Source organism: Dyadobacter sp. HNCC25DJ185 (assembly GCF_056895195.1).
In genome coordinates, this window is record NZ_JBXHAR010000004.1 from 60506 (window position 1) to 80876 (window position 20371).

The 20371-nt window shown below is 46.4% G+C and carries 16 protein-coding genes and 1 pseudogene; 3 read left to right on the forward strand and 14 right to left on the reverse strand.

The window, feature by feature from the left end; all coding sequences use genetic code 11:
• Positions 1-27 precede the first annotated feature (27 nt).
• The 6 genes from AC1XUF_RS12155 to AC1XUF_RS12180 form a co-directional block, all read right to left on the reverse strand.
• Positions 28-1737 (reverse strand): hypothetical protein, encoded by a 1710-nt coding sequence (locus tag AC1XUF_RS12155; protein WP_483342070.1) that lies wholly within the window; start codon positions 1735-1737, stop codon positions 28-30.
• On the reverse strand, positions 1721-3157 hold the full coding sequence (locus tag AC1XUF_RS12160) for a DUF6056 family protein (RefSeq protein WP_483342071.1): 1437 nt from the start codon (positions 3155-3157) through the stop codon (positions 1721-1723). Before AC1XUF_RS12160 ends, AC1XUF_RS12155 begins: the two co-directional genes overlap by 17 nt.
• Positions 3150-4100: a glycosyltransferase family 2 protein gene (locus tag AC1XUF_RS12165; protein WP_483342072.1), complete on the reverse strand. Its 951-nt coding sequence runs from the start codon at positions 4098-4100 to the stop codon at positions 3150-3152. The genes AC1XUF_RS12160 and AC1XUF_RS12165 overlap by 8 nt, the downstream gene beginning before the upstream one ends.
• A gap of 94 nt (positions 4101-4194) precedes the next feature.
• Entirely contained in the window at positions 4195-5109 is a 915-nt protein-coding gene (locus AC1XUF_RS12170; protein ID WP_483342073.1) for a DMT family transporter, read from the reverse strand.
• 2 nt (positions 5110-5111) lie between these two features.
• Complete coding sequence (locus AC1XUF_RS12175) at positions 5112-6194, reverse strand: LptF/LptG family permease (RefSeq protein WP_483342074.1); 1083 nt, start codon at positions 6192-6194, stop codon at positions 5112-5114.
• A gap of 13 nt (positions 6195-6207) precedes the next feature.
• Entirely contained in the window at positions 6208-6870 is a 663-nt protein-coding gene (locus AC1XUF_RS12180; protein ID WP_483342075.1) for a metal-dependent transcriptional regulator, read from the reverse strand.
• Positions 6871-7024: 154 nt separating this feature from the next.
• On the opposite strand from AC1XUF_RS12180, the gene AC1XUF_RS12185 reads away from it, so the two are divergent.
• The 3 genes from AC1XUF_RS12185 to AC1XUF_RS12195 all read left to right on the forward strand — a co-directional run bounded on the left by AC1XUF_RS12185 (position 7025) and on the right by AC1XUF_RS12195 (position 12728).
• Positions 7025-8377 (forward strand): Nramp family divalent metal transporter, encoded by a 1353-nt coding sequence (locus tag AC1XUF_RS12185; RefSeq protein ID WP_483342076.1) that lies wholly within the window; start codon positions 7025-7027, stop codon positions 8375-8377.
• An 85-nt stretch (positions 8378-8462) separates the two neighbouring features.
• On the forward strand, positions 8463-10409 hold the full coding sequence (locus tag AC1XUF_RS12190; protein WP_483342077.1) for a KUP/HAK/KT family potassium transporter: 1947 nt from the start codon (positions 8463-8465) through the stop codon (positions 10407-10409).
• 111 nt (positions 10410-10520) lie between these two features.
• Positions 10521-12728: an alpha-galactosidase gene (locus AC1XUF_RS12195; protein ID WP_483342078.1), complete on the forward strand. Its 2208-nt coding sequence runs from the start codon at positions 10521-10523 to the stop codon at positions 12726-12728.
• A gap of 31 nt (positions 12729-12759) precedes the next feature.
• On the opposite strand, the gene AC1XUF_RS12200 is transcribed toward AC1XUF_RS12195, so the two are convergent.
• The 8 genes and pseudogenes from AC1XUF_RS12200 to AC1XUF_RS12235 form a co-directional block, all read right to left on the reverse strand.
• A complete protein-coding gene (locus AC1XUF_RS12200) occupies positions 12760-13278 on the reverse strand; it encodes a phosphoribosyltransferase family protein (RefSeq protein WP_483342079.1) in 519 nt (172 codons plus the stop codon).
• Positions 13279-13327: 49 nt separating this feature from the next.
• Positions 13328-14038, reverse strand: coding sequence for a glutamine amidotransferase-related protein (locus tag AC1XUF_RS12205; RefSeq protein ID WP_483342080.1), 711 nt, complete (start codon positions 14036-14038; stop codon positions 13328-13330).
• A 7-nt stretch (positions 14039-14045) separates the two neighbouring features.
• A complete protein-coding gene (locus AC1XUF_RS12210) occupies positions 14046-15437 on the reverse strand; it encodes an aldehyde dehydrogenase family protein (RefSeq protein ID WP_483342081.1) in 1392 nt (463 codons plus the stop codon).
• Positions 15438-15562: 125 nt separating this feature from the next.
• On the reverse strand, positions 15563-16336 hold the full coding sequence (locus tag AC1XUF_RS12215) for a glucose 1-dehydrogenase (protein ID WP_483342082.1): 774 nt from the start codon (positions 16334-16336) through the stop codon (positions 15563-15565).
• 200 nt (positions 16337-16536) lie between these two features.
• A pseudogene (tnpA, locus tag AC1XUF_RS12220) lies at positions 16537-17040 on the reverse strand (IS200/IS605 family transposase).
• A 163-nt stretch (positions 17041-17203) separates the two neighbouring features.
• A complete protein-coding gene (locus AC1XUF_RS12225) occupies positions 17204-18580 on the reverse strand; it encodes a glutamine synthetase family protein (protein ID WP_483342083.1) in 1377 nt (458 codons plus the stop codon).
• Positions 18581-18609: 29 nt separating this feature from the next.
• The gene (locus AC1XUF_RS12230; RefSeq protein ID WP_483342084.1) at positions 18610-19233 is read right to left on the reverse strand and encodes a DUF4230 domain-containing protein; all 624 of its coding nucleotides are present in this window, start codon (positions 19231-19233) and stop codon (positions 18610-18612) included.
• Positions 19234-19248: 15 nt separating this feature from the next.
• Positions 19249-20250 (reverse strand): bile acid:sodium symporter family protein, encoded by a 1002-nt coding sequence (locus tag AC1XUF_RS12235; RefSeq protein WP_483342085.1) that lies wholly within the window; start codon positions 20248-20250, stop codon positions 19249-19251.
• Between the last annotated feature and the right edge of the window lie 121 nt (positions 20251-20371).

Sequence of the window (20371 nt, forward strand, 5' to 3'; positions counted from 1 at the left end):
AAGTGTATTATAGAAACATTGATTTATTTAAGGTATTATGATTTTTCGAAGGACACCGCCAGAAGTACCCTCTTCTGAGGTTCGTCCGAACCCTAGCTCGTAGGCGCCTGGCAAAAGGGATGAATATGGGATTAGCACATCCGATCCCTTGTCGTATTGACGGAAAACATTCCTTCCTGAATACTTATGGGGCTCCATTTTGAACAGATAGAGACGCTCCTGGTTTCTTACAAATACATACTGGATATTCGTCCTGGAAAGGGACATTCTGCTGGTCTCGTCATTGATATACAAAGTTGAATCACGATTTTCCACCCATATATTTTTCGGCGAAACCATATTGGAACCGATCAAAGCGGCTTCATGACCCAAACGATTCCCTTCGGACGGATACTTGTAAATACCCCTTCTGACCATATCTTTCATCAACACATCAACATAAGCTGCGCTCTTGGAATAAGGGACATGACCCAGACCATACCCGTTTACTTCCTGATTATACCCGTTGAGCGTATAGTATTTTTGTCGCTCCGAGATTTGAGGCAGATAACTGTACATAGACATCCCCCAAATGAACGTGGCCGCTGCGGCAGATATCCTAAAACCCAGTTCGCGAACATGCTCGCGACTTGCGGAACTTATAAAAGACAGATACGCAATGGTTAAAAACAGCGCCGGATACAATTTGTAGTTGCTGACAATCATGACAAAAAAACCGAACCTCGTTCTTAGAAGTCCGATAATTACCGCATCGACCAGTAAAAACGTAAGGATACCCAGCAAAAAAGTCTGAAAAGTCCTGATTTCAGGGGAGCTTTCGGAATACAGGCTAATCCATTGGGGCAGCTGCTTTGGCCAGTTCAAAATGTTCCGGACCCAGGGAGTTATTTGGCGAATAAGCCAGATCAAAATCCATATCATGCATAAAAAACCCATGATCACCGGCAATGCCGAGCGGACCACAATCGTCTTTTCGGGAAAGAAGTCAAACAGACCGCCCAAAAAAGCGAAAAAACCCAATACCGGTAAATGCGGATTTTGAATAAGAAAGGCCAAACTGGACTCATTTCCCTGGGCCGATAGCCCGTAAAAATAAAACCCAACCGCCAGAACCGCAGCAACAAGCCAGATCATCAATTCTTTGTAGCGCGATCCCACCAGCAACACCACTGCACCCGCCGGCCAGACGAAGATGCCACTACTCATCGCATAAGTGGCGCATATACCCGCTACGGCTGCCCAGACAAACCGCTTTCTGGCCAGGAAAAACATAGAGAGTGTGGCAAAAAAGACCACTGGCGGATGTTGCAGGCCGCATATCGCCCAAAGAAACGACAGGTGAAATTGCAATTGAAATAACAGGAACGGAACGGGTAAAAAGTACCACCATTTCAGCCCGCTCTTTTTAAATGACAGCCAGAACAAAATCAATGTACCAACCGTAAAACAGCCTCCCGCGATATGCAGAAATGTGAAATTTAAATGGCCGGTGATCCAGAAATACCCCAGCGTTACAAGTTTCCCAATGACCATCCGATGCTCATTATTAGGCTGAAAAAGCAGTGTCAGACGAGTTGATAATTGCGCGTCCGTAATCCATTTGTGCAAAAAATCCGGAAATGGGTCGAAATCGTCGTACCAGGGCAGGTTGACGGAATAATAAAAAATAACAAATACCCAGACCAGGATGGGCACGAACATGAGAAGGCCTGAAAAAAGCTTACTGTTTTTGTTCACTTTCTATCGGTTTCATAATAATCGCCTTTTTGCCATAGTAACCCGCCAGACATTTGTTCCACCAATGCTTGGGGTCTGTCTTGATGTCATCATCCACGAAAATAGAAAAGGGCTTTGTCTGGATCGGCGGGAGGTATACGACGTCTTCTTTTGAATTTCGAAGCATGGCATACCGATCAAACATTTCCTTATCGAATGCGGCCGCCCTTCCTTTTAACAGATCAGTATAAAGCAATCGCACATTGGGGCTCCGGAAAAATGACAGCGCAATGGAAATAACCAGGATGACATACAATGCACCGTACCTCACCATGGTAAAGTGGAAATAGTCGATCTTTCTTTTTTTGAAATAATGGAAAATCACTCCAATCACATAAAACCAGCCGATCAGGAAGAAAAAATATACACAGTTGACAATTCGGGGTGAAGGTTCGATGCCCACGCCATAGTAATTAGGAAATAGCTGTGCAGCGAGTATGCCAATAAACAACAACAATGCATACCAGACCGGAATTGAAAAGTAATTTCTAGCGCCGTCGGATAACCTGGACAGCACGACCAGCCAAGCAACGGAAAAGAAAATTAAAGGCGTGGTGAAAATCCATTCATAACTTAGTCGCGCCAGCTTTTTAAAAGAAGAAACAAGAGAGAATGGAATATTTCCGCCCAGCGGATTGGTTCCAATACGGGCGTTGTTACCCTCCGCGCTGAAATAGAAATAGCAGGAGACGAGGGAAACCAGCAACATCGCGATCATAAAACCATCCACCTTTCTGTAATAAAGCAGCCGGTAAACCCACCACGCGCCAATGAGGAGCACGATTGTAAGCAAGGTAGCCTCTCCGCTGCCAATTACGGCGAAAACCAGAAAACCGGACAATGACCCCACCAGTATTTTTGCAGGCGGGGTATCCTGTCGATACCAGCGCAATACGAGCACAATCCAAAATAATGTAAAGACACTCGGTATGGTAAAAGTCACAAAAGATGCCATCCAGTAAAATGCTTCCGCCATACTGGGCATTTTCAATACATATAAAAAGAAGACGATGCCCGCAAAACCGATGTGCGCCATCCGGGACAAAGTCGGCGTCAGATGCCTGAACAGACTGTACAGCGAAAACACAACGGCCAGCAGCAAAATACCTGGAAGTATCTTAAAGCCGGTCACAGAATGAAAAAGAAGTGGATTGCTGTGATTCAGGAAAATGCCGAAGTAACGTCCGGTCCAGCCCGAGTAATAATAATTCATGGCTTCCAGCCAGCCAAACTTGAAAACGGTATCTATGTAGCAATAATCGTCTGCCGGAGAAGGATGATTGAAGTAGCAAAGCGCCAGCATCGGCAGAAGCACCGTGAGCATCAAGCCAATGTTGATCCAGTTACCAACGACCCTGTATTTTTTATAAAATCTATTCATTGACTGTTTTTTCAATAATGTACCGCGGACGTCCTTTTACTTCCTCATAAATTTTCCCAATGTACTCGCCGATCAAGCCGAGCGCCATCATATTGGACCCGCTGAAAAATGTGATCGGAAGCATGGTCGATGTCCAGCCAGGAACGGTGAAACCTACCAGGTAAGAAAAAAGGATATAAACCACGATGATCATGGCTATAAAAAAATTGAAAACACCAAAGTAAAGTACCAGCCGCATCGGAAACGTCGAGAACGAAGTTATGCCGTTCCATGCGAAAAGGAGCATTTTGGTGAGCGGATATTTGGTTTCCCCTGCCTCACGTTCTAGGCGGTTGTAATAGACTTTGTCGTTCCTGAAACCAACGAGCGGTACGATGCCGCGCAGGAACATGTTGATCTCCTTAAAATTCCCGAGCTCCTGCAAAACCCTGCGGTCCATCAGCCTGAAATCAGCGTGATTGAAGACTACCGGAACGCCCATTTTTTGCATTAAGACATAAAATTTCTCGGCGGTAAAACGTTTGAACCAGGTATCGGAGCTCCTGTCGCCCCTTACCCCATATACCACCATTGCCCCTTCGCGGTGCTTTTCAATCATGGCTGTGATGGCGTTGATATCGTCCTGAAGATCGGCGTCTATGGTAATGAAACAATCGAAGTTATCAACATGTTTTTCCAGGCCCGCCATGATGGCGCTCTGATGTCCAAAGTTCCGGGATAACCCTACACCAATCACGTTGGGATCCTTTGCGCACAATTCTTCAATGATATGCCAGGTACGGTCACGACTACCATCATTCACAAAGCACATACGGCTGTTGTCCGCAATCAGACCTCGTCTTTTGATATCAGTAAAGTAAATGTTTAATTTAGAATACGTCAGATACAATATGGCTTCTTCATTGTAGCAGGGTATTACTAAAAGTAAACGTGCTGGATTCATATGTCCTCAGTTGATTGAATCGACAAAAATAGCAGTAATAAGTTAATATGTGCTTTTTGTGCCCAAGGCCTGTTGCAATATGGCTTATTTCGCCCTATCCGTCACTTTTTGGATTCTTCCTGCTCAGGACGATGTTGAACAGCACCGGATATAACAGCACGGCCAGCAGGATCAGCAACGTACCCAGATAGAACTCCCGAGTCATGCGCTCCTTTTCTCCAAAAAAGAAAAATGCCAGTGCAATGCCGTAAACAGGTTCAAGATTAATGGTCAGGTTGATCAGGTAAGCTGAAAATTGTTTCATCAGCTGGGTAGCCATGGTACTTGCATAAACGGTGCAGATCAGTGCCAGGAACAATATCCAGATCCAATCTTTGCCCGACGGGATAAATGGCTCGCCGCCTGTCCAGCGCTTCCATTCGGAAATAGCCAGGAAAACCAGCGAAAAGAATGTCGCGCCGATCATCTCATAAAAAGTAATGACATACGCGTCGATCCGCTGGACGAGCCTGCTGTTGGCTACTGTGAAACAGGCAGCCAGCAGCGCTGACCCCAATGCCAGCATCAACCCCAGCGCATGATTGAATTCAAACCGGAAAACGACGTACAGGCCGGCAAATGCCAGGATACCCAGTCCAACTTCCAGCGGACGTACCTTTCTTTTATTAACAAGCGGCTCAATCAGGCTGGTCCACAAAGAGGTAGTTGCCATCCCTGCCAGGCAGACGGACGCCGTGGAAACCCGGGCCGAAGCAAAAAACAGCATCCAATGCGCAGAAAGAATAAACCCCACCGCTAACATGCGTACCAGGTCCGGAAATGCGGTTTGAAAAGATTTTTGTTTGATCAGAATGATGCCGCCCAATCCGACGGCCGCAAACAAGGTACGGTATAAAACCAGGGACACCGGGGAAATGGTGACGAGCAGACCCACTATCGCGGTAAAACCCCATATCAAAACCAGAAAATGAAGGTGCAGATAAGAACGTAATGCGGTGGGTGAAAACATGGTTATCTGGGCAATGTTTTGTACAGCACGACGCCGATCAATGAAAAGACGATATTGGGTAGCCAAACGGCAAATAAAGTATTAATCGTGCCCGCTTCCGCGACCCCTTTTGATAAAAGGAAAAACAGGATATAAATAAAAGCCAGCATAAAGCCCAGGGCAATTTGCCAGCCAACCCCCCGCCTGCTCTTCCGTGCAGACACAATGACACCGATAGCCGTCAGAATCAGAATAGCGAAGGGCTGCGTGAAACGAATGTATTTTTCAATCAGATACACTTCCAGCCCATCGGCGCCACGGCTCCTTAACAGCTCAATATAAGCATTGAGCTCGGGAAGCGTGAAAGTTTCGAACAGGTTATAGTCGCTTTCAAAATCTTTGGGGGAAAGGTTGATGGTGGTATCGATCTCGCTTCCGTGACTGAGCGTTTCTCCAAGGCTGTCCAATGTCCTGATCTGGTAATTTTGAAGGGTCCATTTCCCTTTTTTGGGCTGCCAGATAATTTTATCCGCATAAAACTTTTGTAAAAGCTTGGTGCCTTTAATCGTTTCCATGGTAAACTTGTTACCTGTTTTGGAAGCCGTATTATAGCTCTCGAGGTAAGCATACACATCCGGCGCAATGGTAATATGCACATTATGCCCGCTGAAATAAAATTCCTGCTTCACATAAGTCTTTTCGAAATTGTTCCGGATTTTGTTGGCCTTGGGTAAAACCCAACCTACCTGAATAAAAGTGACCGCGCCCAGGATAGCTGCACCCAGCATATAAGGAAGCAACATTCTTCCAAAACTGATCCCGCTGCTCAGCATGGCGATGATCTCCGTGCGGGCAGCAATGCGTGAGGTAAAAAAAACAGTCGCAATGAAAACCATCAGCGGACTGATATAATTGATCCAGTAGGGAATCAGATTGAGATAATAATCAATAAGGATCTCCTTGATCGGTGCTTTTTTATCCAGAAAGTCATCCACTTTCTCGGTGTAATCGATCATACAAATGATGAGCACGATCACAAAGGCAACGAAGACGTAGGTAATGAGGAAATTTTTGATCAGGTAACGATCGAGTATTTTAAATCTCATGGCTGGTTAAATCTCATCTGCGCTGTACCAATAGGTTTTTAGATACCTCGAGACTGATAAACAACGTCTGGCCGCCATTTATTTGTACAGAAGCGGATTTGTCGTACTCATTAATTTCCTTGACCTCGATCAACGCGCCCAGCGTAATGCCCGACCGGTCGAGATGTTGCAGGAACGAAGGCGCATGGTCCAGCACGCCCATCATTCTCACTTTTTCACCGATCTGCACGTCTGTGAGCACCCAATAATCCGGTTCTGTCAGGTTTCCTTTTGCATCGGGAATCGGGTCGCCGTGCGGATCAAATTTGGGATGACCAAGGAATGTGTCGAGCTTTTCCACCAATATTTCTGATGGCACATGTTCCAGCTCCTCTGCGATATCATGTACCTCGTCCCAGCCGAAACCAAGCTTTTCGACCAAAAACACCTCCCATAGCCTGTGCTTACGGATCACTTTGATAGCTACTTTTTCGCCCAGTTCGGTAAGGCGCACTCCCTGGTATTTCTTGTAGTGGATCAATCCTTTTTCCGCCAGCTTACGTAACATATCTGTAACAGAAGCTGCGCGGGTAGCAGTGCTCTCCGCCAGCGCATTGGTGCTCACTTCTACCCCATCCCTGCCGGAAAGGGAATGGATGATTTTAAGATAATTTTCTTCTGTGAAGGAGTTCTGCATTTTTGATTAGCAGCGTTGGCATGATATCTGAACAGTGACAAAAGTACAACTTACAAATCGTAATAATAAAATTTAGACCAGCCTAAAATATATTTGAGAATTTCCTTATCTTTGTTTTCAGCAGGTTGAACTGTTTTTTCGAACAACACTAAAAATGATAGACGGCGTAAATATCAATAGATCATTGGAAAAGCAAACCCCTGATCCTGCGGATCGCCTGGCGTCCTTATCGGAGGTGCACTCTTCCATAGAAATTCCCGAAGGTGCAGGGTTTTGGAAAAAAATGATGGCATTCGCAGGTCCGGGGCTGATGGTATCCGTAGGATACATCGATCCTGGCAACTGGGCTACCGATATTGAAGGAGGTTCCCGGTTTGGCTATGCACTGCTTACTGTCATCCTGATTTCCAATCTTTTTGCAATGCTTCTTCAGCACCTTTCGCTGAAGCTGGGCATCGCCTCCGGCCGCGACCTGGCACAAGCTTGCCGGGACTACTATTCCAGGCCGGTTTCGCTTATCCTTTGGGTACTTTCTGAGATCGCCATTGCCGCTACGGACCTTGCAGAGGTAATCGGCTCTGCAATCGCTCTTAATCTGCTGTTCGGCTTGCCGCTTCCCATCGGCGTACTGTTTACCGCTTTTGATGTGTTGATTGTACTTTATTTTCAGCAAAAAGGGTTTCGCATCATCGAAAGCATTGTCGCTGGCCTGATGGGTATTATCCTGCTCAGCTTTCTTTACGAGATGGTAGTATCCCAACCCTCCGTTTCGGGGATCCTGGGAGGGTTACTTCCTAAAACAGAAATCGTCACCAACTCTGGCATGCTGTACATTGCAATCGGCATCCTCGGCGCGACGGTCATGCCCCATAACTTGTACCTGCATTCCAGTATTGTGCAAACCCGCGCATTCAGAAAAGACTACGAAGGGAAAAAATCCGCTATCCGCTTTGCAACGATCGACTCAACCTTTTCGCTGGCGCTGGCTTTCTTCATTAACGCATCCATACTGATCCTTGCCGCCACCGCATTTCATGCAAACGGCCATTTTGAGGTCGCCGATATTACCGATGCCTACCACCTGCTCGATCCCATACTCGGAGTCAGTTTCGCCGGGATTTTCTTTGCATTGGCATTGCTCGCTTCGGGCCAGAGTTCAACGCTCACCGGCACGCTTGCCGGGCAAATTGTCATGGAAGGTTTCCTGAACATCCGCCTGAAACCATGGGTACGGCGTTTAATCACCCGCGGTATTGCCATCGTTCCTGCTTTGATCGTATCCTATCTGTACGGTGAGAAAGGAACTGCCGAATTATTGGTTTTCAGTCAGGTTATCTTGTCTTTGCAACTCAGTTTTGCGGTGGTGCCACTCGTTTTATTTACTTCCAACAGTAAAATCATGGGCAGTTTTGCCAACTCAAAACTGGTGACTGTCGCCAGCTGGGTTATAACACTCACCATTATCAGCCTGAATGGCTACCTTCTGTTCAATACCTTAACCAGATAAGGCACTGTTTTCCAAATTAAATTTGCCTGTGACCGTCATTTCTTTGCAAGCGGTTTCCTAACTTTCGCCGTTTTTTAAAAGGTGAATGGAATCGAAGCATAAAATTGATAAGTTATCGGCCGCTGGTGTCCTGGTTGCTTTTGGAATAATTTACGGGGATATTGGCACCTCACCCCTCTATGTAATGCAGGCCATTATCCTCAACGAAACAATCACTGAGGAAATCATTTACGGAGCGATATCGTGCATTTTCTGGACACTCACGCTTCAAACTACCATCAAATATGTAATCCTGATATTGCGGGCGGACAACCGCGGTGAGGGCGGTATCTTCGCACTTTACGCACTGGTCAGGAAACATGCCAAATGGCTCACTGTGCCTGCAATTATTGGCGGAAGTACTTTGCTGGCCGATTGTGTCATTACGCCACCTATTTCTGTTTCCTCTGCTGTAGAAGGATTGAGGTTGCTTTACCCCAATATTCAGACCGTTCCGATTGTCATTGGCATTCTCACGTTCATTTTTGTCATCCAGGCATTTGGGACAAAGGTGGTTGGAAGGGCCTTTGGACCGCTGATGGTCACCTGGTTTGTCATGCTGGGGGTTCTTGGCTTGTACCAGATTATGGAACATCCCGAAATTCTGAAGGCACTCAATCCCAGATACGGTTACGATCTGATTACCAGGCATCCCGGCGGTTTCTGGATATTGGGTGCCGTGTTTCTCTGTACCACTGGCGCGGAAGCCTTGTATTCCGATCTGGGGCACTGTGGGCGCCAAAACATCCGGATTAGTTGGATTTTCGTTAAAATATGCCTGTTGCTTAACTATTTTGGCCAGGGAGCATGGCTCATTACGGAAATGGGCAACCTGCTCAACGCACGCAAACCTTTTTACGAGATCATGCCCGAATGGTGGCTCTTGCCCGGCGTTGTCATTGCAACCCTGGCTGCAATCATTGCCAGCCAGGCAGTGATTACAGGTTCCTTTACCTTAATTTCAGAAGCGATCCGGCTCAACTTCTGGCCAAAAGTGAGGCTGATCTATCCCAGTGATCAAAAAGGGCAATTGTATGTTCCAAGTATTAACTGGCTTTTATGGCTCGGATGCAGCGGGGTTGTGCTTTACTTCAAGCAATCGTCCAATATGGAAGCGGCCTATGGCCTGGCGATCACGCTGACGATGATCATGACAACGATTTTGTTTTCGTATTACCTCTATATCAAACGGGTAAATCTCTGGATCGTAATTGTTTTCATGCTGCTTTACCTGTTCATTGAAGGCTTATTTCTGGGTGCAAATCTATTGAAATTTACCCACGGAGGTTGGTTTACTATTCTGATCGGCACCCTTGTTGCAGGCTTGATGGCTGTTTGGCTCAAAGCATTTTACATTAAATTGAAACTCACGGAATACACCAAGCTGGAAAGATATTTACCCGCGTTGCATGAACTTAGCCGTGATATCAGCATCCCCAAGTATACCACGCACCTGGTGTTCATGACTAACGCTTCGCGGGCTAACGAAATAGAGACAAAGGTCATCTACTCCATTTTCCAGAAACGCCCCAAGCGCGCGGATGTGTACTGGTTTATCCATGTGGACATCACAGATGACCCCTACACCATGGAATACAAGGTCCTGTCCGACGAAGATAATGGCGACAATGTGATCAAGATCAATTTCCGGCTTGGCTTCCGGGTTGATCAGCGGATCAACATGTTTTTCAGAAAAGTAGTGGAGGACATGGTTTTGAACAAAGAAGTGGATATCACCAGCCGGTACGAATCGCTTAGCAAGCAAAATATTACAGGAGACTTTCGTTTCGTGGTACTGGAACGCTTCCTGTCTTTTGAAAACGACCTGCCTTTGATCGAGCAGCTGGTCATGAAAACTTACTTTTTTGTCAAAGATTTCACTACTCCCGAAGACAAATGGTTTGGACTCGACAGCAGCTCGGTGAAGATCGAAAAAGTACCGTTGATCATCCGTCCGGTCGAGAATGTGAAACTGCGCAGGGTTTTCACCTGATAATCAATATCAGATGCGTTTTTACCGATAAAAGGATCAGGAATACTAAGTAACAACCGGTATTTCCGGTCCTTTTTCATTTTCTGACCACATCCTTATCTTCTCTGCTCAATGAATTCTGCCTTCCGTATTCCTTTTGTTTTGACAATCCTGATGATGATGAATCATGTTCTGCAGGCTCAAAACGGCGTTACGATCCCCATTGAGACACTCCACCATGCATTAGTCCTGCAAACGGACCGGGAAAATCATCTTGGAATCACCTATTTCGGCAAAAAACTCGGATCATTGTCGGAGTACCAACTGGTACCGTCTCAAAGCAGGCAGCGTGATGGCAATGCTGGAATTTATAACTCCGCCTACACGCCCGCCGGTTCCTGGAATGTGTCGGAACCAGCTTTGCAGCTCACCCATCAGGACGGTAATAAGTCGCTGGATCTCATTTACGTAAGCCATAAAACTTCCAGAGAAGACGATAACGTTTCGCTCACCAGCATTGTACTGAAAGACCCGGTTTACGCTGTAGAAGTAACATTGAATTACAAAATCTACTTCAATGAAGACGTTACCGAGCAGTGGAGCGTGATCAAAAGTGCCGAAAAAGGCGAGGTTACTTTGCAGAAATACGCCAGCGCCAACCTGTATTTCATTGCAAAGGATTATTTTCTGACTCATTATAATGGCACATGGGCAAAGGAAATGAATCCCGAGCAGGAGCAGCTGACAGCGGGGATCAGGGTATTGGACTCTAAGCTAGGTACCCGCGCTAATCTCTTCCAGCCTCCGAGTTTCATGCTCTCTTTCGACAAACCCGCAACTGAAACGGAGGGGAAGGTCTTATTGGGAACATTGGCCTGGTCCGGGAATTTCAGAATGGATTTTGAAGTAGATTCCTATCATAACCTGCGCCTCATCGCCGGGATTAACAACTATGCTTCTGAGTACCCTTTGGCTTCGAATCAGGAATTCAAGACCCCTTCGTTCATTTACACATTTTCGGAAAACGGAAAAGGAGTTGCCAGCCGCAACCTGCACAACTGGGCACGGAAGTACAGGGTACTGGACGGCGAAGGCGAGCGCCTGACCCTGCTAAACAATTGGGAAGCCACTTATTTCGATTTTAACGAAGAAAAACTCTCGGAGCTTTTTAAAGACGGGAAAAAACTGGGTGTGGACCTTTTTCTGTTGGACGACGGGTGGTTTGCCAACAAATACCCAAGAAATAACGATCGCGCCGGGCTGGGCGACTGGCAGGAAAATGTGAAGAAGCTACCGCACGGCATTGGTTTCCTGGTAAAGGAGGCCAAGAATGCAGGCATCAAATTTGGTATTTGGGTAGAACCGGAAATGGTGAACCCAAAAAGCGAATTATACGAAAAACATCCCGATTGGGTGATCAGGCAACCGCAGAGGCCGGAACATTATATGCGTAATCAGCTGCCGTTGGATTTGTCCAATCCCGAGGTTCAAAATTTTGTTTACGGCATCCTGGATAAGCTTTTCACAGAAAACCCCGAGATCGCCTATATCAAATGGGATTGTAATGCAATCACATTTAACGCGCATTCCGCCTATCTGGAAAAGAGCAAGCAAAAGCAATCGCAGCTTTACGTGGATTATGTGAGAGGGCTGTATAAAGTGTTAGAAAAATTAAGAGCGAAATATCCGAAAGTCCCAATGATGCTCTGCTCAGGCGGAGGCGGTCGCGTGGATTATGAAGCGTTGAAATATTTTACCGAATTCTGGCCCAGCGACAATACCGATCCGCTCGAACGCATTTTTATGCAATGGGAATATTCCTACTTCTATCCCGCGATCACGCACAGTGCGCACGTGACCGATTGGGGTAAGCAACCTTTGAAATACCGTACCGACGTTGCAATGATGGGAAAACTGGGTTATGATATTGTAATAAGCCATTTGAATGAAAAAGACCTTCAATTCAGCCAGCAGGCAGTTGCGACCTATCATTCAATTAAGGATGTCGTGTGGCATGGCGATCTTTACCGGCTTGTCGATCCAAGAGAAAACAGCTTTGCTTCTCTGTTGTTCTCTACCAAAAATAAAGACAGGGCAATCCTGTTTTCATATCTGACCGGAAACCGTAATGGGGACGGATCTGATACGCCTTTCAGATTGCAAGGTCTTGATCCTGCGAAAAAATACAAGGTGAAAGAGTTGAATTTATATCCCGAAACGAAAACCGGCATCAGGGAGGACCAGGTTTATTCAGGTGAATTTCTGATGACCGTCGGTTTTAACCCCGCCGTCAGCGCCAGAAGGACCAGTGTTATTATAGAGATCTCAGCTGCGCCTTGATGCCAGGCTGCAATTTCACAATAAATTCATATTACTTGAGATAAACGCCCTCTTCGTCCGCATTGCTCAGGACTACTTCCACATGCTCGGTAAGTGTGGTGCTCAAGGAATACCCCACATAATCCGCATGCACAGGGAACAGATGATGCCCGCGGTCTACCACCACAGCGACCTGAACTTTCTTCATACGTACTTTGAGGAAAGGCTCTAATGCAAATGCCAGGGTACGGCCCGTATTCAATACATCATCGGCAACAATGACTACCTGATTTTCAACATCTACCTCTCTGTCAAAAAGGATAGGGCTCTGATAATGAATATGTTTATCAAACATCAGCTCCACGAGTTGAACATCCAGTGGAGAAATATCCAGGAGTTCGGCGCTTAACCTTTTTGCAAACGCATAACCCTCTCCTGCTATCCCGGCAATGATGATCCCGGTTTCTTCAAAATTCTGCTCGTATATTTCAAAGGCAATTCTGCGTATTTTCTGGCCAGTCTGATGGGAGCTGAGGATTTGTCGGCCGGATGCCATGTTGCTGTCACTCATTGGGGGTACTGATTCGTTGAATAAGGAAAAGTAAAATTAAGAATACAAATCAGTTCTTCATAACGCCCGCAAAGTTCTTCATCCACCGCGCCATAATAGTCCCGTATATGGGTAGCTGCAGGCTTTTGACGCCTTCATCTACTTTCTGCTGTCCGATCCGCTCAACCCTCAATTCCATCAATGCCCGGTCGTACGATTTCGAGAATTCTGGATGTGCCTGAATACCAAGCATATTCGTACCGACCCTGAACATAGCAACGGGGCAGTCGGGCTCAGTTGCCAATACGGTACTTTCGGCCGGCAGTACGGCCACCTGATCCTGGCACATCATCAACAGGTTCAGCGATGGCATGGATGGGGTCATCCAATCTTCATTCTCCACCATGTCGAAAGTATGCACACCAACACACCATCCCTTTTCAGACTTCTGTACTTTCCCACCCAAGGCCTCGGCCAGCATCTGGTGCCCAAAACATACGCCCAGGTACATTTGGCCGGAATTGTAAATCTCTCTTACCAGTTGCTTCAGACGAACGATCCAGTCGAGTTCGTCATAAACAGAAAAGCGGGAACCCGTGCAAATGTAAACGTCACACTCGCTGGCAGAAGAGGGAAACTGTCCGTTGCAGACGTCATAAAAAACAAAGTCCCATTCTGGTGCTACGCCTGCGAATAACGACGGGAACATCTGTCGATAATCCCCGTCAATATGCAGCAGCTCTTCCCGCACATGGTCGCACTCGAGCAATCCGACTTTCATAAGCGGCTTAGGCGTTGATTTTCAAATGGAACGATTTCGGGCGGGTCAATGCTTCGTACCCCACCGTTGAAAGTGTGCAACCCCTGCCCGAATTTTTTACACCTGTCCAGGCCAATGCAGGGTCCAGGTAATCGCAGCGGTTCATAAACCACGTTCCGGTTTCGACCTGCTCACCTATTTTGATGGCCGCATCGATATCTTTGGTCCAGATCGAGGCTGTTAACCCATACTGGCTATCATTCATTAACTGGATCGCTTCCTCGTCGCTGTTTACCGGCATAATTCCTACAACCGGCGCGAAAGTTTCTTCCTTCATCACTTCCATGGAATGGTTTACGTTGACCAACACCTGCGGTGCCAGATAGGGCGTACCGCTTTGATGCGCAGGGAATAGATCAGTATCAATTAAAGCAGTAGCACCTTGCGCGATCGCTTCATCGATTTGCTTTTGAGCGAACCCGGCCGCCGATGTGCGAACCATTGGCCCCAATGTAGTATCCATATTTAAAGGATCGCCCAATGTGTACGTTTTTGTCAATTCGGCAAAATCATTGACAAATTGCTCATAGATATCCCTATGCACATAAATGCGTTCGATACCACAGCACGACTGGCCCGAATTGAAGAAAGAACCGTCAACCAGATTTTCCACCGCATCGGCCAGATTGGCATCTGCGCGAACATAGGCAGGATCTTTTCCGCCCAGTTCCAGCCCGCCAATAATGAACCGCTCATTGATTGCCTTCTGAACGGCATGTCCACCTTCAACAGAACCCGTAAACGCAACATAATCGACGCGTTCGTCCCCAATTACCTGTGCTACCTGTTCATGGCTCAAATGTAAATATTGAAAAACCCCTGTTGGCAGGCCGGCGTATTCAAATGCAGCGGCATATCTTTCGGCGCAAAGCGGTGTCTGCTGTGCATGCTTCAAAACCACCGCGTTACCCGCCATGATGGCCGGAATAACCGAGTTCACAGAAGTCAGGTAAGGATAATTCCATGGAGCGACCACAAACACAACGCCTAATGGGTCTCGACGAATAAATCTTTTAAAACCCGAAATTTCCTCAACCTCAACATCCGCAAGTGCCTTCCCTGCGACCGAAATCATATAATTGGCGCGTTCCTGAAACCCTTTTCTGATTTCGTTGGCTGTATAGCGGATCGGGCGCCCCATTTGCCAGGTCAGTTCCAGGCCAATTTCGTCTGCGTTAGTAAGAAAATATTCAACCGCTTTACGGCAAATGGCTCCCCGCTCGATAAGAGACGTTTTTCTCCATTCCTTTTGAGCCTCAATCGCGTTGGTTAATGCTTTTTCAACAGCATCCGAATCCGCCAGCTCACGCTCTACGTACACAGAGCCATCGATCGGGCTTATAGTTTTTTGAATTGGCATCTTAAAAAAGATAAAAGATTTGGCTTTAAAAAAGTTAAGGACGAACCGCAAAGAGTGACAAGATTAAGGGCCATATTTTAATCGAATCCCTTAACCGTTCACCTTTTAACCCTTAACCATGACTTTTAAAGCGGTGTGACATATGCAGAAGTGATCCCACCGTCGACCAGAAAATCGGTACCGGTTACGAACGACGATTCGTCGGAAGCAAGGAAAAGAGCAGCATAGGCCATTTCTTTGGCTTCGCCGAAGCGTCCCATTGGAATGTGTACCAGTCTTCTCTGCTTCTTTTCTTCTGTATTTAAAAACTTCATCAACAATTCAGTACGTAATGGGCCAGGGCACAACGCATTGACGCGGATGTTTTCACGGGCGTGAATAATCGCCAATTCCCGGGTAAGTGCCAGCACCGCGCCCTTGCTGGCCGTATAGGCAACCTGCGGAGTCGCCGCGCCAAGGATCGCCACAAACGATGCGGTGTTAATGATCGATCCGCCGCCGGCCCTTTGCAATGCAGGAATTCCGTATTTGCAACCCAGAAAAACACCCTTCGCGTTGATATTCATTGTCAAATCCCAAATGGATTCTTCGGTGGTCATCGCATTGTCATCGTCGCTATGCATGATCCCGGCGTTGTTGAAAATGATATTCAGCTTACCGTATTTCTCTTCCGTAAATTTCACAGCACCTTCGCAATCGGCCGCTTTGGATACGTCGGAGCGGAGAAAAAGCGCCTCGCCTCCATTCCTGACAATTTCATTAGCGGTTTCCTGTCCAGCCGCTTCATTGACATCGGTCACGACGACCCTTGCTCCTTCTTTTGAGAACAAAAGGGCAGTTTCCCGGCCGATGCCACCGCTGCCTCCTGTAATGAGGGCTACCTTATTTTCTAAACGCATTGATTTGATTGTTAACAGATTATATGATTTTAGTAATTGAGTTATTTTTTGTTTGAATTACATAAGTGGCCCCGCAGGGGATTTAAAAATTGTTCGCGCTTCCATGCTAGAAACAGGGATCCGCTCTGCGACTTATCAGCCAATACTTTCATCATCTGCGGGAGTTTGCTCCGGAGGAGCTTCCTGTTTGTAGAAAGCATTCATGTTGATAATTGGTCATGCCCCTTAGGAGCATCCTGTTTTTCATCAATGAAATCGAATAAATATTTTTCTTCAAATGTTATTTCAAACTTTTTCAAAAAATCGAGATCCTCTTCCCTGAATGTTCGCTTTTTATGATGTTCTTCCTGATTTTAAATGTACTTGACGACTGCATCGATATGAGAATGTGAGTATGAGAAAACACCGTATCCCTCCTGCCATGCAAATTTATACCTTGTCCATTTCTTTGCGTTTATGAATTCATTGCATTCGATTTTAATTTCTTTGATAAAATCAGAAATGGATAAAGTTGGTTTTAATCCTACAAAAATATGTACATGGTCAGGCATGCAATGGACCGCCAGCATCTTTGCATTTCTATGCTGTACTAATCCGGTTATGTATTTATGCAGCTCCTCTTTATGATCTTTTGATATCAGGCTCTGCCTGCTTTTCACACTAAAAACAAATTGTAAATAAATTTGAGAATAGGTATTTGCCATCATTTTCACAATTAAGTGTGTGTCTTATGAATTCGTCAACCGGAGGCCCTGCAGGGGCCATGGTAACTTCTATGCTACCTTGTTACTAGAAACAGGGAGCCGCTCCGCGGCCAAAAATATCTTCTGTCTTTCTGTTGGCCAGGCCGTATTAGTAGAAACAATACTATATCTGCTCGAAATAGCGCTTCCTCTCCCAATCCGTTACCGATGTATCGTATGCGCGTTGTTCGCTCCTGAAAAAATGGGTATAATGTTCGACAACCTCGGGCCCGAAGGCATTTTTTGCAAACTCACTGCCTTCAAAAAGGGCTACAGCCTCTGCGAGTGTATAAGGGACCCGCGGTAAATGCGCGGCTGCATAAATATCCCCGACAAAACATTCCGGCGGCTCGATTTTATTTTTGATCCCGTCCAAACCAGATGCCAGTGAAGCCGCAAATGCCAGGTAAGGATTACAATCGGCTCCCGGTATCCTGCATTCGATCCGCAAACTTGCACCACTACCTACTACACGAAATCCTGCGGTACGGTTATCGTAGCTCCACGCCAAACGGGTGGGTGCCCACGAACCATCCACAAATCGTTTATATGAATTAATCGTCGGCGCGTAAAATGGCATAACATCCGGTACATGCCTGATCCATCCTCCTAAAAACCATCGGAACAAATCTGAGCCCTTTACCGGTCCGAGTTCCTGGTCGCCGGCAAATGCGTTTTTGCCATCTTTCCATAAACTCATATGGATATGACTACTGGAGCCAGCCTGGTCGGAAGCGAATTTCGCCATGAAAGTAACCGAAACACCCATTGCATCTGCGACTTCCTTCATGCATTGCTTGTAAATCACATGGTTATCGGACATCGAAAGTACATCAGCGTACTTCACATTCAGCTCGTGCTGCCCAAGCCCCCACTCGCCCTTGGAAGTTTCGACCTGGATGCCTGAATTTTTCAGATGCCGCCGTACCGCAGAAGTGAATTTTTCATTCCGTGTGCCTTGCAGAATATGATAGTCTTCCAGATAATAACCTGCCGGGGTGAGATTTTGATAGTTCTGTTGAAAGGCCTGCTTATAGCTGTTTTCCAGCAAGTAATATTCCAGCTCGGAAGCGGCAAAGCATTCCATACCGTCGCCGGAAAGTACTTCCAGCTGTTTCCGCAGGACCGACCTTGGCGCTATGGATTCTAATGCGTGTGATTTTTCATTGTGAACATCACAAATCACAATTGCAGTATTTTCGAGCCAATCTGCAACGCGTAAAGTCTGCAGGTCAGGAACGAGGTGAAAATCACCGTAACCCAATTCCCAGTTCGCATATTGATATCCGGGCACGGGATCCATCGCCATATCAGTGGTTAACAGATAATTGCAGCCATGGGTACCGGACAGCAGAACCGAATCCAGAAAATAATCAGCATCCACGCGCTTGCCCATTAACCTGCCATAGTGGTCAGTAAAAGCAACTACTACGGTTTCTATCGTACCCTCTCCTATCCTGTTTGTCAGCTCTTGTTGTGTCAGAAATCCTTTTTTACTCATCGAAAAGGGAAATTATATAGCGTTATATGTCAGCGTAACTTGTCAATTTTTGCGTTCAGCGGGAATTTCAATACTACTTTTTTGCCTGACGCCTTTTCAAGGACCGGGGTCAGTATCTTCCTTGCATTTTCTTTGGTCTGTTCCAGGATACCCATATCCAATGCCGATTTCTGGATCTGCTTTTCGGCTTGTTTATAAGCTTCCTGCACCAGCTTACCTTCGTCGGTAAAAGCATATTCGGTATTGTAAACCTTTGACTTACTGTGATCTATTTTAAAAACACACAGCTCAGGTTCCGGAAGATTGACGACCAAAGTTTCTTCGTCCGAAGTAATATCTGCTATTTCGAGCTGAGTTAAGTCTACACAGCCGATCGCCTCTCCCTGCACGATCAGGACCGCTTTTGCATTGGGTAGCCATATTTTCACGATCTCCTGCTCCACCACATCTTTAAAATTGTACTTCACCAGTTCCAGCTTTCCCATCGAACTGATTTCCTGCAAAACCAATGTGTGCATGGTCTCGGTCTTATCCTTCCCGCTGACCCAGTCCGGCAGCCAGTTGCCTGAGCGAAAACTACCCCACAAAGACTGGATCCCTGAAAGCAAAAGTATCAGCACCAGCAATCGCACCAACCATGATATCCACCGCATAATTTTATTTTAGTATTAAACCGACGCGTCTCCATTCGCTTCCCGTGCCATTCGCTGGGCGATCATACTGGCTGCAATAAGCTGCAAAGCATGATAAAGCATAATCGGGAGCAGCATGATACCAGCCTGCGGGCCTGTGAAAAGTACTTTTGACATCACCGCACCCTGGACCAAAGACTTTTTTGACCCACAAAAAACGGCTGTAATCCGGTCCTCCCGGGTAAAGTTCAGCAGATCGCCAATGAATGTGAGCAAAAAATAAATCGCAAAGAACAGCGCCAGCATTCCTATTCCTAAAAGTACAATTTCTTTTATTCCCAGTGAACTAAACAAATGCTCCCCGAAAGATTCACAGAAAGAAGTGTAAACAATCAGGAGGATCGATGATTGGTCGAAATAACGGATGTACTTTTTGTGGCGCTCGGCAAAATGGCCCCAGCGTTTATTCAGAAAAATACCGGCAAATACTGGTAATAGTACTTGCAAAGACAACTTTCCGACTACTGAAAGCAAGTCGAAATGTTCCGGACCTGCATCCATCACCAGGCCCATCCAGAGAGGCGTAACAAAAACACCGATCAGGCTGGATATGCTTGCATTGAAGATGGCAGCGGGGATGTTGCCCCTGGCAATGGAGACCATCACGACGGAGGAAGAAACTGTTGACGGCAAAGCTGTCAGGAAAAATATCGCAAGCCACATGGTTTGACCTTCTGAAGATCCGAACAGCGGCTTAAATGCCAGCGCAACCAATGGAAATAACAGAAATGTTGACAAATGCACCATCAGGTGCAACTTCCAGTTTCCCAAACCGGCCTTTAACTTTTCCGGGCTGAGCCGGAGCCCGTAAAAAAAGAAGATGATCGAAACCGCATAACTTGAAACTTCAGAAAGATGCAACGGGCTTTCCTTCATTCCCGGAGCAGGCCAGAGCCAGGCCAGGACAATCATGCCAAGCAATGCAAACATAAAGCCGTCCAATCCTGCTTTTCTTGCTGTCTCGAATATTTTACTCATATGTGTAGCTATTAGCTGTCAGTATTTGGCCTCTAGCTTCCGAAGCGCCCTTTCGCAAAAAAAGGGTAAAAGAATGTTAAATAAAATTCACGAGGCTTATTAAAAATGATCCCGGCAGAAC